Source organism: Nostoc sp. LEGE 06077 (genome assembly GCF_015207705.1).
GTDB lineage: Bacteria > Cyanobacteriota > Cyanobacteriia > Cyanobacteriales > Nostocaceae > Nostoc_B.
In genome coordinates, this window is record NZ_JADEWI010000011.1 from 30,678 (window position 1) to 52,957 (window position 22,280).

The window sequence follows — 22,280 nt, forward strand, 5'->3', positions numbered from 1 at the left end:
ACCACGTCATTTCAGCCCTAGTGTTTGCACTAACAATCAAAACTCTTCACAGAACTAGCAAGGCTAAATAATAGTTCCTTTTAAGAAAAATTATGCGCTTTTTTAAATGTCTTTTACAGGATATTTCCTAAATATTTTATTAAGCTTTTTTGCCTAACCATAAATTTTTACAGGTTGTTAAAATGGCGATTATCATAATGCAAATAAAATTTAAATTTCTGGTTTCAATCAGGCATTAAGATACATGTACAAAATAAATGATCTACAGTCGGTAAATAGAACTAACTGGAAATAGTTTATAACCAATTGTTAAGTAAAAGTATCGAGAAAATTTATATTAATTTACCTCAGAATTTTGTTACTTATCATGAGTCAAACTAGAAACGCTATATGCACTTTGATGTAGAAATGTTATGACAGTTAAAACATAAATCTTGACAAATAAATGTCACGTATACCTGATTGGTATTTCACGGTGCTTGGTCTATTTTTTCCTTTACTGACGATATTTGTGTTACATCTTAACTGGAATCGTCTGGCGAAGCACTATCGCACTTATGAATCACCACCTGCCAACTTCTGGCGGATGCAACATGGTTCTGTGGGTTGGATTTATTACAAAGGAACTTTGAATGTTGGTGTTAGTCGCCAAGGAATTTATTTGAGTATCTTTCCTTTATTTCGTTTTGGACTACCGTCGTTGTTGATTCCTTGGAGTGCGATTAGAAAAATTGAACCGGCTAATAGTTGGTTTGTAGAACGTTTTCGACTTTACCTAAGTATCCCAAAAGTCAAGTTAGTGATTAATAAAGAGATTTTGGAACCTGTAAAGGAATATTTAGCAGCACAGGGGTTTGAGTGGATTTAGAAGTTTGGCAGTATTTTTCGATTTATAGCAGAGGACAGGGTTAAAAGTCTTTTATTGTCTAAGTTTTATCACTTACCGATGTTCTAACTAAGTAAGTCGGTGTGAATATTTATGGCTAGGACAAGGTAGGAGGTAGGAGTGAAGAGGGTTTTAGTATAGTTAATTTTTCTCCGCATAGTTCGGTTTTTCTGAGTCTTTCTACTTATCTTGGCTACAGCTATAACTAATCGCTAAAAATTACTAAACCAAATTTTTTCCCAGTTGGACGAAAACCGATACCTTGATATGCTGCTTGGGCTGGGTGATTTTCTTGATTGGTAAATAAGATAGCACGTTCAACACCGTGCGATCGCGCCTCTAATAATGAGCCAGCTACTACACATTTGGCATAACCTTTGCCGCGTAGTGGTGGCGGTGTCCAGACTCCACCAATCTGCACAATGTCTGGCAGCCAAGCATTGAAGGTAGTATAAGCTATTGGGGTATCTTTAAATACCAACACCCAGTGTCTAGCTCTAGCTTGTCGTGCTTCCAAGTCACGGCGACAACTTAAAATTAAATCAGAGGTTTTAGTGTGTCCTAATGCTTCCACATTAAAGTCAGCAGACCATTGGCTGAGTAAATCAAACTCTTCAGGATAAGGTAATCGACATTCCACTTCTCCCAATAAAGCTAGAGGGACTTGTAAATTTTGCAATGCTAGAGAAAACAATATCTCGCTTTCATCAAGCTGAGTTGGTCGCTTCACCAGTCCTAATACTTGCTTAGTCGCCTCAACTTGTGTTGCTGGGCCTGCAATTCCCGAAATCGGGCGATGGGACTGGGCTACCGTTGCTTGCACTACTTCCGTTAGATGCACTGGCGCTTGGACTATAAGCATCCCATTCCAATAATGGGCGGCTACTGCAACCATAGTTGCATCGGCGATCGCTGCTACATAAGTTCCTTGAAACCTTGCACCTTGGTCGAGTAGTCCAGCTTCGCGCCAATTTGAGCGCAAAAACATCGAAGTATCGGCGTGTTGCAACAGGAAGTTTTCGAGGAATGCTTCATCGCCAGGTTGCAAGGTTTTTAAGGTATACACAAAAAACTCCGTTAGTTGAGTTAGATATTTATTTACTGATGAGCATTATTTCAGATAAATCAGTAAATTCAATCCGGGAATTGTGCGAGAAAGAGTCCACAAAATAAGCGTAATATAAATTACACCCAAACTCCATTGATACCAAGCAAGCGCAGCAATAATTCCAGGTAAATGTTGGTCACGCAACCGAATATCGTTAAAGCCTAGTCGCACTAGATTATTCAGACTAAAGTCATAATAATTCAGCCAATTCCAACGGCGATCGCTCAACAATGGCATATATCTTTCCCGAAATGTGGCATTTCTGGGAATCACTGGTAAGCGTCCAATCAATAATCTTAACTGTCGAAAAGTTCCATCTTCTGTGAAGTAAGAAACATCCATTAAATCGTGATAGCGTCCCTGTTGATAGAGTCGGAATATTAAAGTGATTGGTACAGGGATAATAATAATAAATAAACATCCCAATGTTAGCCAAGGCTGTTCAGCATTACGGAAGATAGCTAACAAACTAAAAAATTCTACACAGCTAAAACCTAACAATATAGAAACAGTTTCGTAATATGTGGGAATAATTGGTACGGGACGAAGACGACGATAACGATCTACTAACCAAAATAGTAACCCGAAGTAAGCGATCGCCACACCACCCACACCAAAAGCTAACCAAAAATTTGTGCCATAGCCACTTAATAATAATAGGAGAGTTAAAGCGAAGCAACTCCAAGCTTGTAATATCCATCCGCTTAAAGCTAGAGGTTCACCAAAACTCAAGCGATTGCTGAGTTTATTATATGTTTCTAAATCAATATCTGCTAAAGTTAATAACTCACTGCCGTAACGAAACATTCTCAGAGTACGGCGGTTAGATATTGCTTCTGCTTGCGTAGCCGAAAAACCCAAATTTATCAAACGAGTTATTGATGCACTATTAATATTTGTTCTGAGCAAACTTTGACTTAACTCAATTAATCTTAGTCGCTGTTTGGTATACTCTATTTGGTTAGCATCGGCAATTTGCTGTTGCTGACGAAAATTTTGTCCTAAATTCCGCAGAACATTCTGATTACCAAATAAATTGGGTACACAAAACATTTTACCAATTTGACCAAGATTACCTAATATTTTGGCTTGGTTAGAGTTAAAACTTAAGCCAGGTACATTTAAAAAAGCAGTTTTAGTAAAACTCGCATCACTAAAATCTGCTAAATTGAGAATACTTGCACCGCGAAGATTTACCGACTGATTAAATTGGGCTTCCCTAAAGCTCACAGCTTGTTCAAAAGTTGCTTCTGTCAACAACAGAAACTGATTAAAGTTTGCTTTGGTAAATTGAACTTGATTCGCAAAGCGTACATCAGAAAAATTTACATTCCCTTGCCATTGGACTTTATTAAATTTTGCCAACTGTTTAAACAAACTTTGATTAAAGTTAGCATTCTCTTGAAAAAAACTGCCATGAAAATCAGCAGTTTCGAGAAATTGCACTTGTTTAAAATTAGCTTTATCAAAAAAAATACTGCCTGAAAAATTACTAGCTTGACGGAACGTAGCATTCATAAAGCTAACCAAACGGCTAAATCTGGCTTCACTCCAATTTATCGGTTGCAGGAATGTGGCATTTTGGGCATCTACAGACTGGAGAAAGAAAGTATTGAGGAACTGTACTTGCCCATTAAAGCGAGTATTTACCAGAGTTAAAGTCCCACGAAAAACATTAATTTCACCAGAGGAATTTGCATCCGTTGCCAAAAGTGAACGACAATCTTTAGAGTTAGGTAAAGCGATCGCTAGTGACTGTAAACAAACTAGACGTAAACTTTCTAATTGTGCTTGTTCAGTAGCAGTAAAAATCGGTGCGATCGCTTGAGCATATAAAGGTGTGCGTAAACCCAAATCACTACCGACAAAATCTCCCTGAATCACAGAATAACTCAGGTCTAAACCCAAAGGTTTCGCGCCAGCTTTTTGCAATTCTTTCCGTAGCAACTGATAAAAAGTATCACGAAAACTGCTATTCTCTGGACGCAAATCAATCACCATCTGCCGCAAATCCACAGTTAAATTACCTTCGCGGAGTGTGGGTTTGCCTAATCTTTCTTGTAATATTTCCAGAGTTAGGGGTGTACGTTCTACTTGCGTCTGTGCAGCTAACACAGGCGAGGGGAGAAAAAAGCTCAAAAATAAAACGCAGAGGAACACAAGGGCGAAATTCTCAGCGAACCGCTGCATTTCCCTCAGCGTATCTTGGCGTTGAAAAAATAACTTATTCAATCATTCATCACTAATCAGCAGGACAATTTTACCCGCGATCGCACCAGTTTCAATTAATTCATGAGCTTTTGCTGCATCTTTTAACGGAAACTGATGATTCACTTGAATTTTCAACTTACCTTGTTCCATCAAACTCCCGCACTGTTCTAAAATTTCTGCATGATGTTGCAGACTTTCATCCAGTCCCAACAACATCGGTGTTAGCATCAATTCCAACCCAATGCGGAGATTCCGGTTCCTTGCAATTTTCCACACCGTATTCGCATCAGGTTCCAGAATCGACACAATATCGCCATACACCCGCACTGCGGGAAAGGTTTTTGGAAAAGTTTCCCCACCAACAGTATCAAAAGCTAAATCTACGCCTTCTCCACCAGTCCAATCTAAAGTTGCTTGGGCAAAGTCTGTTTGTTTGTAAAATATTGGGTAGTCTGCACCAAGTTGTTGGACAAAATTCGCTTTTTCCTGAGAACTAACCGTGGTGGCGACAGTAGCACCTTTCAGTTTCGCCAGTTGAATTGCTACGTGTCCAACACCACCCGCACCTGCATGAATTAGCACCTTTTCCTCAGGTTCTAATCTTCCCCGTTCGTATAAAGCTTCCCACGCCGTAATTAATACTAGAGGTGCGGCGGCGGCTTCGGCAAAAGACACAGAAGCGGGTTTACGCGCTACGAATCGCTCATCGACAACTGTATATTCTGCATAATTACCTTGGTGTCCACCCAAACCACCGTAGCAAAAATATACTGCATCTCCCGGACGAAACTTTTGTACGCCAGCACCCACAGCTTCCACAATACCTGCACCATCACATCCTAAAATTGCCGGCATTTTTTCAGGGTAAAAAGTGCCACGTTTGCGAAGTTTAGTATCAATAGGGTTAACCCCAGCCGCTACCAAGCGGACTAAAAGTTGCGTATTTTCTAAAGAAAAACTGGGAGTTGGTATTTCCTGTAATTGCAGTACTTCTGGACTACCTGCTGCTGTCATTAAGACTGCTTTCACAACGCTTTCCTCCTGGTTTTTACTATTAATTACACATTCCAATTATCCAACAGATAAAGATATATTTTGAGCGATCGCCCTCCAGATTGCTCAAGAATCTTTCCGAGCGATCGCTTTGGTAAAATAACATAACTTATCCTTGCTTCAGCTAATTAAATGACGAGATTTATCCATGATCAATTCTCTAAAGATTACTTAGAAGAACTGCTAAAGCCTTATGGAAAAGTCCAAGCACCAAGTCGAGTAGCCGCCGAAGTTCGAGAAATAGACGTATTATTTACACCAATTCCCACACAAACAGCTAATCTAGCCACATTGGGAATATTAGGAAAAATGGCAAAAACACCAGCCATCTTTGAACCCTTCCGTAACCCAGCATCAATCGAAGAGATTAACGATTGTATCTCAAAACTATCAGAAGTAAAAAGCGCAATCCAGCGAGAAGCAAAGCGCAGCAAGAACAAAATACCAGACTCAGAAATTCCCCAACTATGGATACTCACACCTACTTGCTCAAAAAGTATCATTTCTGGGTTTGGTGGACAACTAAACTTAGACTGGGGAGAAGGCGTATACTTTTTACCAAAACATTTCCGCACAGTAATAGTAGTAATTCATCAGTTAGCATTTACACCAGAAACTCTGTGGGTAAGACTCTTGGGACGTGGTAGAGTACAACGTCAAGCAATTGATGAATTAACAGCACTACCAGCAAATCACCCTTTTCAGAGAGTGACGTTAGAATTACTTTATAGCCTGCAACAAAACTTGAGCATCAATCAAGATATAGAAGTCGATGATCGGGAGTTAGTGATGAGATTAGCACCACTGTATCAACAAGACAGAGAACGCGCTAGACAAGAAGGGTTACAGCAAGGGGAACAACAGCTAATTCTGCGGCTGTTAAATCGGCGTTTTGGAGAAATCGAGATATCTTTAATCGAGCAAATTAAACGATTATCTATTGAACAATTAGAACCACTAGGGGAAGCATTATTAGATTTTGCCACAGTGGCGGATTTAGAAGTTTGGTTAAGTCAACAGCAAGATACAACCCATCAGTAAACTATTAATGTTGATTAAGTTGGAGCGATCGCACTCTACAATCATGCCGTATTTCTGAGGGCGATCGCACTAGAGCGTGTCATCAATTAAGCCAGATATAAAATAATAAACAAAATTTTATGACGCAAAAAAAGAGAGGTAAATAGTTTTACCTCTCCTCTTTTAAGGATTTAAACCACAGGTATGAGGAATTTCACCCTTTACCCGTAACTTTTTCAATATCTGTTGGGTTTGTGAACAATAAAGCTGAGGATTTGGCACTGCTTGATGTTGTCAAATCCTACAACACGGATGTAGTGGGTAGGATATTGAGAACGGCAAGATTGAACTTCAGCCAATACTTCACGAGACGTTTTAGCACCAAACAAAGGTAGCTTCCACAGTGTCCAATAAAGTTCGGTAGGTTCAGAAACTTCGTTAAACTCAACGGCTGGAATATAGCCTTGGCTCAGAATGTATTGGACTTGCTTTTCGATTTGAACGTCGGTGAGGGGAGGTAAGTAAGAAAGGGTTTCGTAACGACGCTCTTTTGGTAAGGTTTGCATAGCTGGTGATAATGGGTTGCTATTTGTAAATAATTACTTAGTACTTGCCTAGCTGGATTAGTGATCCCAGTCAGGTTCGGAAATTGTCTGCTGTTCTGATTCAGGACTGGGGTCTGATAAACTCAACTGCGTCATGCGTTCTAGATGCTGGCGGCGTTGTTCCATATTGCCTTGCTGAATCCCGCTACGAACCATTTCTGGTAAGAAATCGGCTACTTCTTCAGCTATATGTTCTCTAACCGTCATAATCCGCAAGGCTAACTCTGGTTTTTCTCGGAAAAGTTGTTTAATATAAGCTTCTCCGTCCTGAACTTTGCCGGCAGAAAAGGTTTGCAGCCATAGTGCTAACGGTGGATTCGTTTCGCCTAACTGCGCCAACACAGTCATTAGCGCCTGATAAGTCAGGTAGCTTTGGAGAGTTTTGGCTGTATCTTTAGCTATTTGCTTGAGATTCATGCTTGACCCAGCCCAAATTTAAGTAAAAAGTTAGAAGTAAAAAGAGTTCTTTTACCTTTTAACTTTTTACCTTTTAGTTGATGATCAGACGGTATCCATTGCCTCAAACTCGAACTTGATTTCTTTCCACAGTTCGCAAGCAACAGCCAATTCAGGAGACCACTTAGCAGCTTCACGGATAACGTCGTTACCTTCACGAGCCAAGTTACGACCTTCGTTACGTGCTTGGACGCAAGCTTCTAAAGCTACACGGTTAGCGGTTGCACCAGGAGCGTTACCCCAAGGGTGTCCGAGTGTACCACCACCGAATTGTAGTACGGAGTCATCACCGAAGATTTCTACCAACGCTGGCATGTGCCATACGTGGATACCACCGGAAGCAACTGCCATTACACCAGGTAAAGAAGCCCAGTCTTGGGTAAAGTAGATACCACGAGACTTGTCTTGCTCAACGTAGTTTTCACGCAATAGGTCAACGAAGCCCATTGTGATACCACGTTCACCTTCCAATTTACCTACTACGGTACCGGTGTGGATGTGATCACCACCAGATAGACGTAGGGCTTTAGCCAATACACGGAAGTGGATACCGTGGTTCTTTTGACGGTCGATTACTGCGTGCATCGCGCGGTGGATGTGCAGTAGAACGCCGTTGTCACGACACCAACGAGCCAAGGTGGTGTTAGCTGTGAAACCTGCTGTTAGGTAGTCGTGCATGATGATGGGCTGTTTGAGTTCTTTAGCGTACTCAGCCCGCTTCAGCATTTCTTCACAAGTAGGAGCGGTCACGTTTAGGTAGTGACCTTTGATTTCGCCTGTTTCTGCTTGTGCTTTGGTGATAGCATCAGCGACAAACAAGAAGCGATCGCGCCATCTTTGGAATGGTGCAGAGTTGATGTTTTCGTCGTCTTTGGTGAAGTCCAAACCACCGCGCAAACACTCGTATACAGCGCGTCCGTAGTTCTTAGCAGACAAACCTAATTTTGGTTTGATGGTACAACCCAACAGAGGACGACCGTATTTGTTTAATTTGTCACGCTCAACTTGGATACCGTGAGGAGGCCCTTGGAAGGTCTTGATGTAAGCAACGGGAAAGCGAATGTCTTCCAAACGCAATGCGCGCAACGCTTTAAAACCAAACACGTTACCGACAATTGAGGTCAATACGTTGGTGATAGAGCCTTCTTCAAACAGATCCAAAGGATAGGCAATATAAGCGATAAATTGGTTGTCTTCGCCAGGAACTGGTTCGATATCGTAGCAACGACCTTTGTAACGATCTAGATCGGTTAACAAGTCAGTCCATACGGTTGTCCAAGTCCCAGTAGAAGACTCAGCCGCTACTGCTGCTGCTGCTTCCTCAAAAGGAACTCCGGGCTGAGGTGTTACACGAAACGCCGCCAGAATATCTGTATCTTTAGGTGTGTAATCGGGTGTGTAATAAGTTAGTCTGTAATCTTGAACCCCGGCTTTATACCCAGCTTTTGCCTGAGTCTTCGTTTGAGCGTAAGACATATCTATCCTTCCAAGATGTCACTCTTTTTACTTATCAAATCACGTTTTGTGCAACTTCCTCTCACTATTTTTCTCATCCTCATTAACAGAGGAGAAGATTAAGCCTAATTTTTTGTTAGAGGTTGTCTTCGCCAGAGGGGAGCAGTTTTTTTAATTAACACTTGGTTCTTCGCCAGTGTTTTTTCCGCCCAGGATTGCATATCCTAGCGCTTGCGCCCTCGTTTGATGAAAAAATTTCTTTTATTTGTTCCTCTTAACTCGCTAAACTGTCTCAGCCCCACTAAAAACTTTCTACTTCGCAGAAAGTATGAGATTATTCTCTTTTACATCCGGTTATTTTAGGAAATACGCTTTCTAGCTGACATTTCCTCATCCGCATTCTTGCTGTGTTTCCATTTATAGAAAACAGACCAGGAGAGAATTTTGCTGGATGCTGTTTAGTCGAGTAGTGAGCTAAAGACAAAATTGCACACGACGTAATTTGTAACTTGTCTCACAATATATCAATAAATTGCATAAGTTATTCTTTGAAAGTTCTTAACTTATTTATTTAAATTTGTTATTACATAAAGTTTTAAACATTTTGTTAAGACTATTTTACAAAAGTCATCTTTAACTGTATAGAAATGTACCCACTTGGGTGGGAGTAGAGGAGCAGTGAGTTGAGTACAAAGGACTATTGACCATTGCTCAGTAATTTATCGGAAAAATTCTTGAAGACGATTTAAACAATCCCAACAACGGGAACACTGAGTTTAACCGCCAGCCAGTTTAGGCAATGGCTAAACTTACTGTCTTTTGAGGAAATATCACCGTGGTATTGTTTCGCAAGCGTACTAGTTTTTTGATGACTTCGATTTTGCTGGGGTTAATGACCTTGCCAAATATTGGCTTTGTAATGATGACAAATCCAGCAAAGGCGCAAACCAATGGTATTCCATCACCGAAAACTCCAGAAATTCAGCCATCTGAGTTAGCGCCTTATTACCCAGCTTCTGCACCACCGCCACAAGTCAAACCTTTACCGGATGAACGGATTATAGAAGAAAGGTCGATAGAAACAGATTACCGTGTGAGTAACTTGCTGAAAGATTTTAAAGGCAATCTGTGGGTGGGTTCTTGGCGGGGGTTATCGCGGATTGACCCCAAAACAGGTAAGATACTGGCGCGTGTAAATTTACCGAATATTGCTATTGGTGCTTTAGCCCAAGACAAAGTAGGGCGTTTGTGGGTGGGAACTTATGAAGGACTGATGCGCGTTGACCCTCGGACTAATGAGATTACGGCGCAGAATTTGTTTTTGCCTTCTAAACGGGTACTGTCAATGTTAATTGACAAGCGGGGCTATTTGTGGGTGGGAACTGATAGCGGTTTAGCTTTAATTAGTCCCGACCAAGGGTTAATTATGACGACAGTGAAAAATTTGCCTGGAGTCAGTGCTAATACCTTGACTTTAGATGCGGAAGGTCAATTGTGGGTGGGAACTCTAGATGGATTGGTGCGGATAAATACTACCAATGCGTATATTATGAAGCGGATTGACGGTTTACCGGGTACAACCGTGCAAACCTTAGCTATTAGTCCAGAAGGGTTAATTTGGGCAGGAATGGCGAATAATTTACTAGTCATTGACCCAAAAACAGATAAAGTACTACGATCTGTCACGCCATTGCGGGGACGGAATGTAACAGCGGTCAACTTTGCCCAAGATGGTAGTGTTTGGGTAGGGACGAACAATGGTTTGTTACGATTAAATCCAAATACAGGCGCTCTTTTAGATCAAGTTGCGGGACTTCCTTCTAGTCGAGTTCTTGCCCTTGTACCGGATATTGGTAATAAATTATGGATTGGCACTAGTGAAGGTTTAGCTTGGTTAATGCCAAAAATGAACGGTGCAAAACCCCATCTTGCTTTCAGTCGCGCTGTGAAATGAGGTTACAGGTGATAGGTAAAAGGTTATAGTAAATAACTTTCACTTATCACCTATACCCTGTAACCTTTAACCTGTAACCTCTATGCCAGTTACTACCCAGCAATTAATTCAATGGAAACAACAGGGACGTGCGATCGCAGCTTTAACCGCCTGGGATTATGCGATCGCCCAACTCATCGACGCGGCTGGTGTAGACTTAATCCTGGTAGGAGACTCGATGGCAGTGGTTTTAGGCTATGAAACCACACTTCCCATTACCTTAGATGAGATGCTTTATCATGCTAAAGCTGTGCGTCGTGGAGTGAAACGCGCTTTAGTTGTGGTTGATTTACCATTCTTGACTTATCAAGAAAGCGTCGCCCAAGCCATGAATTCAGCCGGCAGAATATTGAAGGAAACTGGGGCGCAAGCAGTCAAGTTAGAAGGTGGCTACCCAGCAATGGTAGAGACGATCGCACGTTTAGTCCAAGCGGGAATTCCCGTGATGGGTCATGTTGGTTTGACACCGCAATCAGTTCATCAATTGGGTTTGCGCCAACAAGGTAAAACCGAAGCACAGGCAGAGAGAATTTTAAATGAAGCGATCGCCTTAGAACAAGCTGGTGTCTTCGCCATTGTGTTAGAGCATATCCCCGCAGATTTGGCAAGACAAATAACCGAAAAACTCAGCATTCCCACAATTGGGATTGGTGCTGGATCGTACTGCGATGGCCAAGTGTTAGTGACTTCGGATATTCTCGGTCTTTCCGCCAAGCAACCACCATTTGCCAAAACTTACACTAACCTGCGGGAGACAATTACTCAAGCTGTACAGGATTACGCTGTAGAGGTGCGGGAACGGAAATTTCCGTAATTTTTGTAAAGTGCTGAGTGCTGAGGATTAATTCAGTGTTTTCAAAGCTTTGAGCAATCAGCAATGTCATAAATAGACTTACAAGTGATTAAATAAACCCAATGCGGTTCAGCGGCCAAAAGCGGAACACTGCGCGACCGATGATATTTTGTCTGGGGAGAAATCCCCAGTAACGCGAGTCATTGCTATCGTTACGGTTGTCTCCCATCACAAACAATTCATCGACTGGGACTTGCACGGCGGGGAATGGCTGATTTGGTGGTTCGGCGATGTAATCTTCTTGCAAAGGTTGACCATTGAGATAAACTTTGCCATCAGTAACTTTGAGAATTTCGCCTGGTGTGCCAATTACCCGTTTAATAAAGGCTTGGTCTTTGGGATAGCCGCGGCGTTGGAGTTCTGCGGGGGCTTGAAAAACTACGATATCCCCAGTTACGGGAGGTTGAAAATGATAGGAGAGTTTTTCTACCACCAAGCGATCGCCTTCATATAAAGTTGGCACCATTGAATCAGAAGGTATATAGCGAGGTTCCGCCACAAAAGTTCTGATTAACACTGCCAACAATAAAGCGATCGCCACTAAAGTTAAATTTTCTCGCCAACTACGCCATATTTTTGATGACGCAGTAGCTTCTTTTGCATCAGTTTCCTGGGGAATCATAGAAATTTTTAGCCAGTAAAAAAAGTGGGATAACTACCTTGATTATTGCGATACTCAAGGTATGCTTACAAGTAAACTGGGTTTTGCTAAGACCCATATAAATATTAATTTTACGTTCTCAAGTATATTTGTAATTTTGTGCATAGCAACGTCTGAGATTTATCAGTAATCCCATAATGATTTTTGGGTGTTGCATAAATGCAGGATGAATTCAGTCTTTTTACCAAAAGTTAACTATCGATGTTTTGCGCCTTTGCGCGAAACAAAAAACATCCCACTAATCAGCAACACCGATTTTTGTATTACCTGCCAAAGAGACAGGAATACCCATCATAGTTTTAAGTAAAAAGGTGCAAATAAACCGAAATATGTAATGAAAAGTAAAGTGGCTTGAAAACCTCTTCCCTGCTGCCTTCTGCCCTCTGCCTTGTCATCACGACAATTTTCAACACCGACTTACTTATCATTGACAACAGCCGTTGCTAATAATTTTATACTCAGCACTTTACATATACTCAACCAGCTTTAATGATTGAGTAGAAAAACTATGTCCACGGTGAAGAAGGTAGTTGGGCGATAGATTGGACAACACAGCCTTCCAAAAAGATGGGAACTCGCCCACAATTAGGACATTTCATCACATCATCTTGCTGAGTGTCAGGTTTATTTTTTGGTTTAGGTTTGGAATTTTGTGGTGTGAGAAAAACCACATCAATAGATAATGCAGTCAAGCAGTTACGACACTCACAAATTAATAGCTGCCCCGCATCACTCGTTTGATAAACTTTTAAGTGTTGTGTGGGATAAAATTTTTCTGGTTCTTCTGGGAATGATTTTTCTTCAAACTTTTCAGACATTGCTTTGACCATGTTTCCTTACAGAGCATTCAGTTGAATCTTGAGATACTGTTGGTGCAGCATAAACATTCAAGAGACACTGCTGTGACTTCTTTTCAGAATGCAACTAGTACACACTTTTAACACGCCACACTAAATACTACAAGACCAAATGCGACCTATCAGAAAAAGGGGTGTAAGGGAAATAGGGGGTGCTGACAGGTGTAAGTTTTTTACGTTCTGTCCCAAAAGCATTGATTTAGGGTGTAGGGGTGATGGAATCCTGATTAAATCGTGGTGTTTAGAGTCCTTACTCATCACTCTGTTAAAAACTTACACTTGTGAGGGGTGTAGGGCAAAGGGATAAGGAGTATGGTAGACAACGAATATTTTATTCCCCCTACACCCTTATACCCCTAAAGCCCTAAAGCCCTACACTCTTAGTTCAATCATGCGCTGAAGTATTTCGCTACTGGGTGATAGGTAATAATCGCCGTTGTCGACTGTTCTGGATAAAGCTGTTCACTTTCATCCATATACAGATTAATTCTGCCAGTCTCTAACAAATCTAGTTGCTTGTACTGATCTTGAATATTGGGACAAGCTGGATAACCAAAACTATAGCGTGAGCCACGATAGCGTTGGGCTAGAACATCCCGAATGTTATCAGGTTCCTCAGCACTGAAACCTAACTCGCGGCGAATTCTGGCGTGTGTCCACTCAGCCAGCGCCTCGGCTACTTGCACCGCTAAACCGTGGAAATACAAATAATCTGTGTATTGATTATCTGCAAACAGCTTTTGAGCAAATTCTGTCGCAATATCCCCCACAGTTACCGCCTGCATAGGGAAGACATCAATTATCCCTGACTCCTTCGGCGCAAAGAAATCTGCAATACACAGCCTTCTTAAAGACTTCTGTCTGGGAAACTCAAAACTGGCTTTTATCTGTGCTGAGTTGTTCGTTTCATAAACATACAATGTATTCCCCTCAGCCTGACAAGGAAAATAACCATAAATTACTTGAGGATGTAATAAATTCTCCTCAAGAATGCGCTGCTTCCAAGTTTCTAAAATGGGGTAGACTTTCTCAGCCAAGAAAGCCTGATACTCTTCCTTAGATTGTTCCTTGGGTTTACGGTATTGCCATTGTCCCGCAACCAAAGCCTGTAAATCCAAATGCCAGAATATTTCCTCCCAAGGAATATCAGTCAATTGTAATAACTGCGTTCCCCAAAATGGCGGTGTGGGACGTTCAATATCTACCGCGACGGCTTCGGAACGGCGGGTGTCTACTTCAGTGCTGAGTGCTGAGGGTTGAGTGCTGAGGGTTGAGTCTTCAGTGATGGCTGTTGATTTTCCGTTAGTAGTTTCTGGTTCATCAATGACTTCATCTAAAAATCCTTGCAAATCATCCCAATTATGTGCAGCTTTAGCTGGCATTAATTTATCCATGAAATGCAAGTCAGAGAAAGCATCTTTGCCATAAATGACTTTACCTTTGTAGGCTTTTTGGCAATCATCATGAACAAACTTGGGTGTTAACGCCGCGCCGCCTAAAATTACCGGGACAGTAATTCCTTTTTCGTTGAATATCTCCAAGTTTTCTTTCATGAAGGCGGTTGACTTCACCAGCAAACCACTCATGGCAATACAATCAGCTTTATTTTGATTGTAAGATTCGATGATGTTTTCTACTGGCTGCTTAATGCCCAGGTTAATTACCTTGTAGCCGTTGTTTGACAAGATAATGTCTACTAAATTTTTACCAATGTCGTGGACATCGCCTTTAACTGTGGCAATAATCATCGTTCCTTTAGCGTTATTACCCGCCTCGGATTTTTCCATGAAGGGTTCTAAATAAGCTACCGCCGTTTTCATGGTTTCCGCCGACTGCAAAACAAAGGGTAACTGCATTTGTCCTGAACCAAACAATTCACCGACTACTTTCATCCCATCCAGCAAGAAAGTATTGATAATCTCCAGTGGTTTGTATGTTTCTAAGGCTTTTGTCAGGTGCTTTTCTAACCCGATGCGTTCGCCGTCAATGATGTGGCGTTTGAGAATCTCCTCAATGGGGAGATTTTCGTCAACACCTTTGTCACGTTTGGCACTAACTCCAGCAAAGACTGTGGTAAGTTCTCCTAGAGGATCGTAAACGCAGACATTCCCCTCAAATTTACGTTCATCATAAATTAAGTGGCGGCAAATTTCTTGATGCTGAGATTCAATTTTTGACAGTGGTAAGATTTTGCTGGCGCTGACAATTGCTGCATCCATTCCCGCCGCCATTGCTTCGTGGAGAAACACTGAGTTAAGAACAATACGGGATGCGGGGGAAAGTCCAAAGGAAATATTTGAGACACCCAAAATTACATGACATCCTGGTAATTCTTGGCGAATGCGACGAATGGCTGCAATAGTGGCTTTGCCGTTTTCGCGGTCTTCTTCAATCCCTGTAGAAATTGGTAGGGCTAAGGTATCAAAGAATATTTCTGTGGGGGGAATGCCATATTCTACAGCTTGACGATAGGCACGTTGAGCGATCGCAAATTTTCTCTCGGCTGTCCGCGCCATGCCTTCTTCATCGATAGTACCAATGACTACACCCGCACCGTACTTTTTCGCCAATTCCAGCACTTTCAAAAAGCGCGGTTCGCCGTCTTCGTAGTTGGTGGAGTTCAACAAACATTTACCGCCAGCAACTTTTAACCCCGCTTCCATCTTTTCCCATTCGGTGGAGTCAAGCATCAAGGGCAGCGTAACATTATTAACGATGCGCGAAACGAGTTCGTGCATATCTCGCACGCCGTCACGTCCCACATAATCGACGTTGACATCGAGGATGTGTGCGCCTTCTTTAACTTGCGCCCTTGCCATTGACACCAGTCCGTCCCAATCTTCGGCGTTGAGTAAATCGCGGCACTTTTTAGAACCGCTGGCGTTGAGACGTTCACCGACAATCAAGAAAGAATTGTCTTGAGTGTAAGGCTGAGTAGTATATATTGATGCAGCCGCAGGTTCGAGGCTTGGCTGTCTGACTTTTGGCTTCAATTCTTTGGCAATTTCTGCCAATTGTTGAATGTGTTCTGGACGTGTCCCACAGCAACCCCCAATCACTTGGACACCCAAATCTTCAACAAAGTGCATCAACGACATCCGTAATTCTAGCGGTGTTAAGCGGTAGTGTGCTTGACCGCCAACATTCTCCGGTAAACCCGCGTTAGGAATACAAGAAACCACAAACGGCGAATGTTCTGCCAAATACTTGATGTGTGGTTTCATCAAGTCTGGCCCTGTGGCACAGTTCAAACCGAGAATGTCAATTGAGTACGGTTCCAAAATTGTCAGGACGGCACTGATTTCTGTGCCTACCAGCATTGTCCCCATGCTTTCCATTGTCACAGAAACCATCACAGGTAGGCGATCGCCTTTTTTGGCAAAAGCTTCTTCAATTCCATTCAGTGCGGCTTTGATTTGCAGCACATCTTGGCAAGTCTCAACCAGTAATAAATCTACACCACCATCTATTAGGGCTTCGGCTTGTTCAGCAAAAGACGCTTTCATTGTGTCAAAGTCAATATGTCCCAAGGTGGGGAGTTTGGTTGTCGGGCCGATGGAACCTGCAACAAATCGGGGTTTTTCTGGTGTAGAAAATTCAGCGGCGACGCTTTTGGCAAGTTCAGCGGCTTTTTTGCTGAGGTAGTAAGCTTGATCTGCCAAGTCATATTCTGCCAAGACAATTGAGGTACTACCAAAAGTATCGGTTTCAATCACATCCGCACCAGCGGCGAGAAAATCTCGATGCACCTTGGCGACGGCTTCGGGTTTTGTGTGAACTAAGTATTCGTTACAACCTTCGTATTGTGCGCCACCGAAGTCTTCAGCGATGAGATTTTGGGTTTGTAAGTTAGTACCCATCGCCCCATCAAAGACAAGAACTGGGCTATCGGGACTACGCAGGCGTTCAAGGAAAGAATGAGTCATATTTTCCTAGAAGAAATGAGGAAAGCAAGTGAGTCTTGTGATACTCGACTTAGATCTATTATTTTCCATAATTGTGAGGGAGAATGAGCGATCGCTTATAATCTTGAATTGCACATGAGAGGTGCAGATCCCTGACTTCTCACAGAAGTTGGAGATATTGTGATTTACGATTTCTCTACGATTGTTAGCAAAACGCTATAAACGTTATTTTGATTAGAGTTTTAAAATTAAAATGGCTGTAGCTAGTGATAGACAGCAGTTGTATGATTTTTCACGCATCTTGTAAGGATTACAGATAATGTCAGTTATAAAAAGACCCATCAAACCAGCCACTTATATATCTTTTCTCTACATCTATGAAACTACTTGGGGAAAGACTGGTGATATCTGTTTAATCCGGGAATCTGTAGCGAATGCAAGTACAACGAAGTTTATTGGCCATAAAATTCGGCTTGTAGTACCAAAAAAGTTAGAACGCGATCGCGTGGCGAATTTTCCGGTAGTCAAAGTTGCAGGTAATGTCGGTGACGGACACCCGAAAGATCATCCCTATGAATGGGAGGCTTATGAAGGGGTAGATCCAGAAATTGCGATCGCCGCTTTAAAACCTTGGGGTTTCAAGTTAATTGAAAATCCAGATTAACCCCAAATTACAGCCACAGAGTAGTATGTTAAGACTTACGCATAAAAACGAAAAATCAAGTGTTTTGGCGAGGGTATCAGGGTATAGGGGTGTAAGAGTTTTAGATACATACACCTCTATACTCCTCTGCTCTTATTGGTGGCAATTTGTGGACTAATTACTCGTGTAAGGGTTTTAGATACATACACCTCTATACCCCTACACCCAGTTTCCACAACAATCTTTGTGCAACAGTCCCAGGAAAACATTACTGTTTCCCCTCGTCAAGTAATTGAAGTGGGTAATGTGGGATGTACACCAGGCCAAGCAACTTATACTCTCTACAACCCTGGCGCGAATCAAGTGGAATTTAAGACTGGGTATTATGGCAATAATAAAGGATTTAACAGCCAATCTCAGGGTAAAAAAGCGAAATCTAGCGTTTAATTTCGTTAACTAGACTTAGGGTGCGTTATGGATTAAAGGCTATAATGCACCCTACTTGTATTGTCTACCTTGCGGAATTCGTGAAGGAGTATTTTGGCTTCATTAATGAGATGTGAAACTTTATTAAAGAAGCTTTTCAACAGCGCCGCTGAATTGTTCGTAGGGTGAAACTCCCACAATTTTTTCGACTAAATCACCATCTTTGAAGATTAAAACAGCGGGAATGCTGCGAAGACCAAATTGTTTGAATAGTGGTTTGTTGTTATCTACGTCTACTTTCACAACTTTGGCACGTCCTTTGTATTCCTCTGCGAGTTGCTCCATTAAGGGACTGATTAGGCGACAAGGGCCGCACCAAGTAGCAGTAAAATCAACAACCAGAATTTTTTCTTGAGTTAAAAGAGTATCAAATTCACCTTCTTTAATATCAGTAACAATACCATTTTCAGTAGACATTTTTAAATTTCTCAATAACTAGCTGCCTATACAGAGTATATAGTAGGCGCGATCGCAAAACGGCACACAAAAAATCGCTGCTATTATTCACTGACATGATTATTGCGTCTAAGTTTTTATTTCAATTACAAATAGCGGTAATAAAAAAAGCCATCACCCAGATACATAATGTTAGTAATCTGTATTGTGATGGCTCTAAGCTTGTGGTCACAAGCAATAATTTCTAACTAATCAGAAACTAGTACAGGTCGGCGTAAATAAACCGACAATAAGGAATTGCTAAAAGGCTTGTGGTATGACTATTCTTTCTTTTTCCTTTTGACTTTTTACTTTTGCCTTGTTGTACTAGCCAATAGCTGAGATCGTTACACCTGTTACAGCGATTGCACCTGCAATTGCACTGGCGACAAGTGAGGTGAGTGCTGTCCCAAATAACCACCAAGCGGCGTTAGCAACGGTTTTTTTGGTTTCTTCGGCTTGTTTTTTCGCTTGGTGTTTAATGCTGTGTAAACGTTCCTTGGTGATTTGCTGAATGCGTTCGGCGCGTTGCAGAACACTATCGCGTGCGGCTTCAATTTGGTTGATAATGCGGTTAGCATCTTCCTGGGAAATATCTTCCCGTGAACTCATCAACGCGACTAAAGTATCACGGTCAAAATGACTCAGGCGATCGCGCAAGGCTTCAAATCCAGCTTGGGGGTCATCAAACAATTTAGCAAAATCATGTTTGATGTCTTCATAATTAAGTTCAGGACGATTCAGAGAATTCAGGTAATTGCGAATTCTCCCTGTTACCTGATCTGTGGCTGATTTAATTCCTTGCTGAATCTGCTGGTATTGTTTGACGATCGAATCACGTGCAGATACTATTTGATCGGCAATGCGGTTAACTTCTTCTTCCGAAATATCCTCACGTTGGGATAATAACGCCACAATTGTGGAACGGTCAACTTGAGAAAAGCGATCGCTTAATTGACCAATTCCGGCGCGAGGATCGCGTAACAGCAGTTGTAAATCACGCTTGATACTGTCGGGGTTGAGTTCTTCTTTGTTGGCGTTACGCAGGTAATCTTCTAGATTTGCTTCAAAATCGACAACTCGCTGAACCGTACGTTTTGCCAAGCGGCGCGGTGCTTTGATAATATCTTGAATTGCATCTTGCGCTTGGTCGATAGTTTTTTGAACTTGTTCTTCGCTTAAATCACCGCGTTGAGTCACGAGTTTAACTAAAGTTTCTCGGTCAACTTGAGATAAGCGATCGCGGATTGCAGAAACTCCTTCTTTCGGATCAACCAGCAATTTTTCCAAATCTTGGCGGATACCTTCAGGGTTGAGTTCTTCTAAGTTGGTGTTGCGGAGATATTCTGCAATTTTAGTTGTGGTTTGCGCGTACTGTTCTTTAGCTTTGTCGGCTACAGCTTGCGGTGTTTGCAAGATATTATCTCTCACGGCTTCAAGCTGATCAAGAATTTGATTAACTTCATCTTGATTCAAATCTTGACGCTGAGTTAGCAGTTTAACTAAAGTATCCCTGTCAAACTGAGATAAACGCTTACCCAACAAGTTAAATCCCGCTTGGGGGTCTTGCACTAAAGTGCTGAAATCACGGCGAATACCTTCAGGATTGAGTTCTTCCTTATTAGTATTGCGGAGATAGTCTTCTACTTTTTGCCGTAGTTCTTCTGTTTTGCTTCTCCCCTGTTCTTCTAATTGATTTAAGACAGAACCCCGGACATTTTCTAGCTGATTTAGCAGATTATTCGCTTCCTCTTCACTGAAGTCTTGACGCTGCAATAGGACTTGTTGCAAAACATTGCGGTCAAATCCCTGTAAGCGTTCATTTAAATCTTCAACATCAGTATTCAATTCTGTGAGTAAATTAGTAAAATCTCGTTCAACAGCTTCATTATTCAGTTCTTCTTTACCAGTCGAACGCAAATAATTTTCGATGCGGTTCCGTAAATCTTGACCTTTATCTTTCGCTTCCGCCTGTTGCAAAGTTTCTAAAACTTCTTGGCGAATTTCTTCCATCTGTTGAGCAATTTCTTTAACTCTGACTTCGCTAATATCACTGCGGCGAATTAGCAAATTAGCAAACTCTTCTTGGCTAAATGCTTCTAATTCACGGCGCATAGTGGACGCATCTGCTTGCGGGTCATAGATGACATCGCGGAATTCATCTTTAATAGTGATGCGGTTAAAGTGCCAAGGTAAAGAACTTTGAATGTAAGCTTCTATATCTTGACGGTAATTAGAGGTTGATGAATTACCTCTGGTTTTGGTAGTTTTTGCAATAGTCTCTTGCAATTGGTGAGTAATATCCTCAATGTCTAAATCTTGAACTTTATCTTTCAGCTTTTGTAACTGATTGGTGATTTTGTTCACATCTAGATTAGAAGTATTTACTCTTTCTAAAACTACTGGTAAAGCAGCAGTTAATCCCGATTGAATGGCTTGCTTCATTCCGCCATTACTACCGTTACCGCCAACAGTTACCAATTCTTGCAAGCGATCGCCTAACTTATCTGACTGCAATTCTTCGGGACTTGCTGATGTGAGTAAGTCAATTACTTGCTGTGCGGGATTGCGTCGATTGACAGTTTGTTTCCAAGCTGCTTCGAGTTGATCAGCAATTTTATTGACATCAGCTTGAGAAAAATCTGTGCGATCGCTAATTAAATCGACAAAGGTTTGACGATTGAAATTTTGCGCTAAACCACTATCAGGAATAGACTTCCAATCTATATCACTGAATATTTTATCAAATTGACTGCGAATATCTTTGAAATCTAGTTGCGGTTTTGGCAAAGTACTTAATGAACTTTGCAGCGTATTTTGAATACTTTCAACATCAAAACCAGAAGTTAATTCTTTTCTCACTGCGGCTGTAATATCTTCCGCCGTAGAAACCATCTGTTTTTGTGCTAAATTCGCACCCAAGGCGCTAGTTGCAGTCCCCATTAAGGCTTGCAAACCAGCGTTAGCAGTATTCGCAACTGAACCAATTAAGGAACCAACTGTTGAGGAACCAAACCAAACAATGATTGAAAAGTAAGCAGACCAGATGACTACACCAATAATTGCGCCTAATAATGCACTATCAATTAAGCTGAGTTTTACTGCTAAAAAACAAGCAATAAATAATGCAATAGTAACGCTAATTAATGCCAAAAATCCAACTTTATTTTCTATTTTGCGAATTGTAGTCCCTAAACTTTCATCATCATCGCTAGAAGATGAATCATCTCCCGTTGCAGAAATTCTGAAAGCGACTGCAAAGTTAGTTAGTAATAGTTGAAAGGCAAATGCCATTAAGACACCAGCCACTAATGAAACTAAAAATTTAGGCCCAGAAAAAACTAATGATGCTTGTTCTGGAGTTAGTAGTTCTTGGACTCTGGTCATGGCTGCTAATCTACCACCCAGCCAATTTAAACCTAAAGAATTCTCGAAAATTTGAAGCATAGTATTTTCTCACTCATGCTCGTTTAATTCCAGTTACTCAAAAAGCAACTGGCTTACTTCCTACGCTAATTACTAAATTCTTTAGTTGACACTTTCTTAAGGGGTAAAGTATGTTTCCGAAAGTCGTAGTTTATGGGAATTTTTTAAACGAACCACAAAGGCCGCAAAGTGCGCTAAGAAAGAGAAGAAAGTCACTGAATGAATTA

Annotated in this window: 17 protein-coding genes; 6 read left to right on the plus strand and 11 right to left on the minus strand. The window is 41.5% G+C overall.

The features are described from left to right. The first annotated feature begins 445 nt into the window (after nucleotides 1-445). Complete coding sequence (locus IQ244_RS10265) at nucleotides 446-868, plus strand: hypothetical protein (RefSeq protein ID WP_193893116.1); 423 nt, start codon at nucleotides 446-448, stop codon at nucleotides 866-868. Nucleotides 869-1,091: 223 nt separating this feature from the next. Here IQ244_RS10265 and IQ244_RS10270 read toward each other — a convergent pair whose 3' ends face one another. The 3 genes from IQ244_RS10270 to IQ244_RS10280 are packed head-to-tail and all read right to left on the minus strand — an operon-like array spanning nucleotide 1,092 to nucleotide 5,234. Then, nucleotides 1,092-1,952 (minus strand): GNAT family N-acetyltransferase, encoded by an 861-nt coding sequence (locus tag IQ244_RS10270; RefSeq protein WP_193893119.1) that lies wholly within the window; start codon nucleotides 1,950-1,952, stop codon nucleotides 1,092-1,094. Nucleotides 1,953-1,997: 45 nt separating this feature from the next. Continuing rightward, entirely contained in the window at nucleotides 1,998-4,184 is a 2,187-nt protein-coding gene (locus IQ244_RS10275; protein ID WP_193893396.1) for a pentapeptide repeat-containing protein, read from the minus strand. A 42-nt stretch (nucleotides 4,185-4,226) separates the two neighbouring features. After that, entirely contained in the window at nucleotides 4,227-5,234 is a 1,008-nt protein-coding gene (locus IQ244_RS10280; protein ID WP_193893122.1) for a zinc-dependent alcohol dehydrogenase family protein, read from the minus strand. Nucleotides 5,235-5,390: 156 nt separating this feature from the next. Between IQ244_RS10280 and IQ244_RS10285 the strand changes: the two genes are divergently transcribed. Continuing rightward, on the plus strand, nucleotides 5,391-6,299 hold the full coding sequence (locus IQ244_RS10285; RefSeq protein WP_193893124.1) for a DUF4351 domain-containing protein: 909 nt from the start codon (nucleotides 5,391-5,393) through the stop codon (nucleotides 6,297-6,299). 215 nt (nucleotides 6,300-6,514) lie between these two features. Here the strand turns inward: IQ244_RS10285 and IQ244_RS10290 are convergent, their stop codons facing one another. The 3 genes from IQ244_RS10290 to IQ244_RS10300 form a co-directional block, all read right to left on the minus strand. Then, nucleotides 6,515-6,844, minus strand: a complete 330-nt coding sequence (locus IQ244_RS10290; RefSeq protein WP_193893127.1) for a ribulose bisphosphate carboxylase small subunit — start codon at nucleotides 6,842-6,844, stop codon at nucleotides 6,515-6,517. Nucleotides 6,845-6,901: 57 nt separating this feature from the next. Then, nucleotides 6,902-7,300: a RuBisCO chaperone RbcX gene (gene rcbX / locus IQ244_RS10295; protein WP_193893130.1), complete on the minus strand. Its 399-nt coding sequence runs from the start codon at nucleotides 7,298-7,300 to the stop codon at nucleotides 6,902-6,904. A gap of 84 nt (nucleotides 7,301-7,384) precedes the next feature. Continuing rightward, a complete protein-coding gene (locus tag IQ244_RS10300; RefSeq protein WP_190409487.1) occupies nucleotides 7,385-8,815 on the minus strand; it encodes a form I ribulose bisphosphate carboxylase large subunit in 1,431 nt (476 codons plus the stop codon). A gap of 847 nt (nucleotides 8,816-9,662) precedes the next feature. On the opposite strand from IQ244_RS10300, the gene IQ244_RS10305 reads away from it, so the two are divergent. Both IQ244_RS10305 and panB read left to right on the plus strand, forming a co-directional pair. Further along, nucleotides 9,663-10,748: a ligand-binding sensor domain-containing protein gene (locus IQ244_RS10305; RefSeq protein WP_416209769.1), complete on the plus strand. Its 1,086-nt coding sequence runs from the start codon at nucleotides 9,663-9,665 to the stop codon at nucleotides 10,746-10,748. 82 nt (nucleotides 10,749-10,830) lie between these two features. Further along, nucleotides 10,831-11,601, plus strand: a complete 771-nt coding sequence (gene panB / locus IQ244_RS10310; RefSeq protein ID WP_193893135.1) for a 3-methyl-2-oxobutanoate hydroxymethyltransferase — start codon at nucleotides 10,831-10,833, stop codon at nucleotides 11,599-11,601. Nucleotides 11,602-11,689: 88 nt separating this feature from the next. Here the strand turns inward: panB and lepB are convergent, their stop codons facing one another. The 3 genes from lepB to metH all read right to left on the minus strand — a co-directional run bounded on the left by lepB (nucleotide 11,690) and on the right by metH (nucleotide 17,084). Beyond that, nucleotides 11,690-12,262 carry a signal peptidase I gene (lepB, locus tag IQ244_RS10315; protein ID WP_193893138.1) on the minus strand — a complete coding sequence of 191 codons (573 nt, stop codon included), beginning with the start codon at nucleotides 12,260-12,262 and terminating at the stop codon, nucleotides 11,690-11,692. A gap of 545 nt (nucleotides 12,263-12,807) precedes the next feature. Continuing rightward, nucleotides 12,808-13,119, minus strand: a complete 312-nt coding sequence (locus tag IQ244_RS10320) for a hypothetical protein (RefSeq protein WP_193893141.1) — start codon at nucleotides 13,117-13,119, stop codon at nucleotides 12,808-12,810. A gap of 428 nt (nucleotides 13,120-13,547) precedes the next feature. Next, entirely contained in the window at nucleotides 13,548-17,084 is a 3,537-nt protein-coding gene (gene metH, locus IQ244_RS10325; RefSeq protein ID WP_193893143.1) for a methionine synthase, read from the minus strand. Between the two features lie 298 nt (nucleotides 17,085-17,382). On the opposite strand from metH, the gene IQ244_RS10330 reads away from it, so the two are divergent. Together IQ244_RS10330 and IQ244_RS33195 are read left to right on the plus strand one after the other, a co-directional pair. Continuing rightward, nucleotides 17,383-17,727 (plus strand): hypothetical protein, encoded by a 345-nt coding sequence (locus tag IQ244_RS10330; protein ID WP_193893146.1) that lies wholly within the window; start codon nucleotides 17,383-17,385, stop codon nucleotides 17,725-17,727. A 138-nt stretch (nucleotides 17,728-17,865) separates the two neighbouring features. Further along, on the plus strand, nucleotides 17,866-18,153 hold the full coding sequence (locus IQ244_RS33195) for a hypothetical protein (protein WP_322746048.1): 288 nt from the start codon (nucleotides 17,866-17,868) through the stop codon (nucleotides 18,151-18,153). A gap of 123 nt (nucleotides 18,154-18,276) precedes the next feature. Here IQ244_RS33195 and trxA read toward each other — a convergent pair whose 3' ends face one another. Both trxA and IQ244_RS10345 read right to left on the minus strand, forming a co-directional pair. Beyond that, on the minus strand, nucleotides 18,277-18,609 hold the full coding sequence (gene trxA / locus IQ244_RS10340) for a thioredoxin (protein WP_193893149.1): 333 nt from the start codon (nucleotides 18,607-18,609) through the stop codon (nucleotides 18,277-18,279). Nucleotides 18,610-18,954: 345 nt separating this feature from the next. Further along, entirely contained in the window at nucleotides 18,955-22,074 is a 3,120-nt protein-coding gene (locus IQ244_RS10345; protein ID WP_193893154.1) for an MFS transporter, read from the minus strand. Between the last annotated feature and the right edge of the window lie 206 nt (nucleotides 22,075-22,280).